Source organism: Clostridium thailandense, assembly GCF_019207025.1.
Classification (GTDB): domain Bacteria; phylum Bacillota; class Clostridia; order Clostridiales; family Clostridiaceae; genus Clostridium_AM; species Clostridium_AM thailandense.
On record NZ_JAEEGC010000231.1, the window covers coordinates 1 to 4,016 of the forward strand.

At 29.2% G+C, this 4,016-nt stretch carries 2 protein-coding genes; one reads left to right on the forward strand and one right to left on the reverse strand.

All coding sequences use genetic code 11. From position 1 onward, the window contains the following. Positions 1–354: 354 nt before the first annotated feature. Positions 355–1,371, reverse strand: coding sequence for a LacI family DNA-binding transcriptional regulator (locus tag I6U48_RS29045; RefSeq protein ID WP_218324001.1), 1,017 nt, complete (start codon positions 1,369–1,371; stop codon positions 355–357). 489 nt (positions 1,372–1,860) lie between these two features. Here I6U48_RS29045 and I6U48_RS29050 point away from each other — a divergent pair, with 489 nt between their 5' ends. After that, positions 1,861–3,852, forward strand: coding sequence for a methyl-accepting chemotaxis protein (locus I6U48_RS29050; RefSeq protein WP_218324002.1), 1,992 nt, complete (start codon positions 1,861–1,863; stop codon positions 3,850–3,852). Positions 3,853–4,016 lie beyond the last annotated feature (164 nt).

Sequence of the window (4,016 nt, forward strand, 5' to 3'; positions counted from 1 at the left end):
AGTCTTATATATTTAATAAAACTTATTATCAAAAATATATATAAGTCATATCATGATTTGTATAGGTAACGTTTTCTATGATTCTATTATATAAAACGTTTTCTATAATGTCAATAATTTTTTTGATTTTTTCAACTTATATTTCAGATATTTAGTAATCAAATATTTAGATTATGCCATACTTTACACACAACAAAGAACCATATATTTCTACTGTCAGTAGCATATATGGTTCTAATTTTTGTAAAATTGTAACATACATAGATAACCACACCAGAAAGTTGACTTATACGCGCTGAAATTTGGAAATATATTCTGGAGTGTAAGTCAGCTTTCGGCCGTGTTTGTCTATGTCTATTTATTCAATGCCCTCACTGATTCCCTTTCGAAAATCGATGTATTTAAGGTTATTTCCACTTTTTCTTTCCATTGGGTAATAACATCTACAGCCATCTGACCCATTTCATAATGAGGAATTGTCAGTGTTGTAAGAGGAGGATTTGTATACCTTGCATCTCTTATATCACCTATACTAATTACAGAGATATCTTTTGGAATACTAAATCCTAGTTCTCTAATAGCACTCATAGCTCCGATAGCAATATTATCATTTGCACAACAAATTGCGGTCAAATCCTTGACCTTGGATAGTAATAATCTACAAGCCTCGTATCCCCCTTTTTGTGAGAAGTCACTCTTAGTAATATAGCTTTTGTTGTACTCAATACCAGCAATCTCAAGCGCAGATTTAAATCCACTTAAACGCTCTATGGAAGTAAAAACCTTTGGTGGCCCCCCAATGAAAGCTATTTTAGTATGTCCCCGTTTAATTAAGTATTCTGTAACTTTCTTACCAGCCTCAAAATCGTTTATCATTACATATGGGATTTCAATTCCCTGAGGAGCTAAGGATACAATTTTCAATCCATACTTCTCATGTCTTGAAAGTTGACTCTCAAGCTTTTGCTTATAATCCGCTTGATCAAGCCCTCCTCCAGCTAGTATTATACCTTTTACTCTATGCTGCCAAAGATGATCATGATATCTCAATTCATCCTCAGGATTACGCCCTGTATTACATACAAAAGACAGATAACCAAGTTCACTAGCTCTATTAGTTACGCCATTAGCTATCTCTCCAAAATATGAATCGGAAATATCCCTTACAATCAATCCTATAATATCACTGAACTCTTTCCTTAGCCCTTGAGCAGCTTTATTAGGGGTGTATTGTAATTCATCAATTGCCTTTAACACTTTTTCTTTTGTAGCTGCTGCTATTGGATAATCAACATTATTTATTATACGTGATACAGTAGTAACCGAAACACCTGCTTTTTTTGCTACATCAACAATAGAAACATTTTTCATAATATATTCTCCTAAAAACAAAATTAAGGTAAAACATTTTCTTTAATTGCATTACGAAGAATTGCTTACCTTGTGATTTTAATCATTTATATTATATATAATTTTCATCATATTAACAATAATATACCAAAAATAGTAAAAGTTAATGCTACATATTTTGTAGAGTAAGATATTGTTTACAAAAAAATTTTAAAACCCTAGCAAACATCTTCAGATTCCTATATATATTTCGATAGTCAAACTATATATAGAATTTATATATATACTCAAACCAGATACTTATCAAAAGTATTTATTGTGCCGGAGTAATTCCAATATATCCCAGAGTATAAGTTAAGTGTCCTATCCTATATATCAAAACTTATTTTGAAATGATTCTATATAATTTTAAGAGATATATGAAAGAGGTGATAAGTTAAAACCTTTTGGATGAAGAATATATCTAAATACTATGATATAAAAAAATAAATTTAGAAATGAGGGAAACTTATGAAATTAAAAAATAAGCTTGTAATTTTGTTTACAGTTTTTGCTATAGTTCCTTTAATTGTGTCAGGATTTATAATAAGTTCAAATTTACAGAAAGCTAATAAAGATGATGCTTACACTAGATTAAATGAAGAATTAATGGTATCACAAAACTCTATGAAAGGTAACATAGAAATGTTAAAAAATCTTGCACTAGGCAGTGAGAAAGATGAAATACTGATAAATTACTTTAATAACAATGCTTCAGCAGAATTGAAAGAACAAGTATCAGATAGATATGCAGAAATACTTAAAAGATATGGTGTATTTGCTAATATAATTTTTATTAGTGGAGATGAAAAACGCTTAACAGATGCTTTGAAGAGTGGGGTTGACAAAGATAAATCACCAATGCCTGATTACTTAGCAAAAGTTAAAGAAACAAAAGGAATGGTAGTTTCTAGCATCAGAAAGAGTAATAGTACTGGAAAATCAATATTTGCGATATGTGTTCCGATTTTAAATAGTGAACAGAAAATAATTGGATATATAATATATTCTGTAGATTTAGAAAAGCTATCAAATAAATATGTAACTAATATTAAAATTGGATCATCAGGGTATATTTTTGCTATACAAGAAGATGGTACAACTTTACTTCATCCAAATAAAAATGAAATATTTACAAAAAATTTTTTAAAAGTAGGTATTTCTAAAGAGGTCTTAAATAAAAAATCAGGAATTGGTGAATATGAATATAACAATGTGAAAAAATTAGTAGCATATAATGAAGATAAGGAAATGGGGATAATATATATAGCCAACATACCAATAGCTGAATTGATGAAAACATCTAAGGCAGTTATTAATTTGATGGGAATTATAGGTGTAATAGTTCTAATAGTTTTAATTATATCTGCAATAGCAATTTCAAAAAAATTTACTAATGGTATTAATAGCGTTGTGAAAGCGATGGAGATTATAGATACTGGTGATTTTACAAATAAAGTAGATATTATTAGTAATGATGAAGTTGGAATTATGGGAAAGAGAATAAATCATACAATGGAAAAATTAAGTTTTTCCATATTTGGAGTTAAAGAAAGTAGCTCAAAAGTTAGTGATTTATCAAATATTCTTACAAATAATTCAAAAGAAATGTCTGTAGCAGTTAATGAAGTAGCCTTAGAAATTGGAGAAATAGCAGATAGAACTATAAATCAAACTCGTCAGCTCTTAGATATAACAAAAGAATTAGATGAATTTAATAATGAATTAAATGATATATATTATAAAATCTCAGATGTTAATACAAGTAGCAAATCGGCAGAATACAAAGCAGTGACTGGAAAGGATTTCGTTGAATCATTAACAATATCTATTGATAGTGTAAAAAAATCATTTTCTTTAGTTAGAGATAAGATTAATGGATTAGGTAGTACTGTAAGTGAAATTGGCAAAATAACAGATTCTATTAATGAAATTTCAGAACAAACAAATCTTTTAGCCTTAAATGCTGCTATAGAAGCAGCAAGAGCAGGAGAACAAGGCAAGGGATTTGCAGTTGTGGCAGATGAAGTTAGAAAATTAGCAGAAGAATCAAGTAAATCCGCATCAGAAATAATGAATTTAATAAATTTGGTTAGTGGAGAAACAACAGAAGTTATTGATACTTCAAAGCAAATGGATGAATTAATTACCGAACAGGCAAATGTTATTGGAAAAACAATTGAATCCTTTGATGCTATATTAAAATCTGTTCAAGATATAACCCCAATGGTGGATAAAACTTATAACTCTGTCAAGAATGCAGTTAAAGTTAAAGATATAGTTGTTAATAAAGTTGAAGGAATAGTATATGATTCAAAAGAAGTATCAGCTTCAACAGAACAAATATCAGCATCAGCAGAAGAAATGGCTTCTTCAATAGAAGAAGTTTCGAGAGTCGCTGTACAATTAGATAAATCTGTAGATGATTTAGTTAGTAAGGTTGATGGATTCAAGGTAAATTAATTTGAAGAGAACGTTTTTAGTTTTGTGTAAAAGAGATTAGCTGGGTTAAAATTCAATTAGAAATGAGGGCTGTAGCCAATATAAAATTATGCCTAATTCTACAGCCCCATATATCCTTTTTATACTAAACTAAATTAACTTTTGGAACACCTGAAAGTTCTACT

What these genes read in the sequence shown, in the direction of transcription:
- I6U48_RS29045 (WP_218324001.1), bottom strand. Translation starts at nt 1,371, where the DNA reads ATGAAAAATGTTTCTATTGTTGATGTAGCAAAAAAAGCAGGTGTTTCG.
- I6U48_RS29050 (WP_218324002.1), top strand. Translation starts at nt 1,861, where the DNA reads ATGAAATTAAAAAATAAGCTTGTAATTTTGTTTACAGTTTTTGCTATA.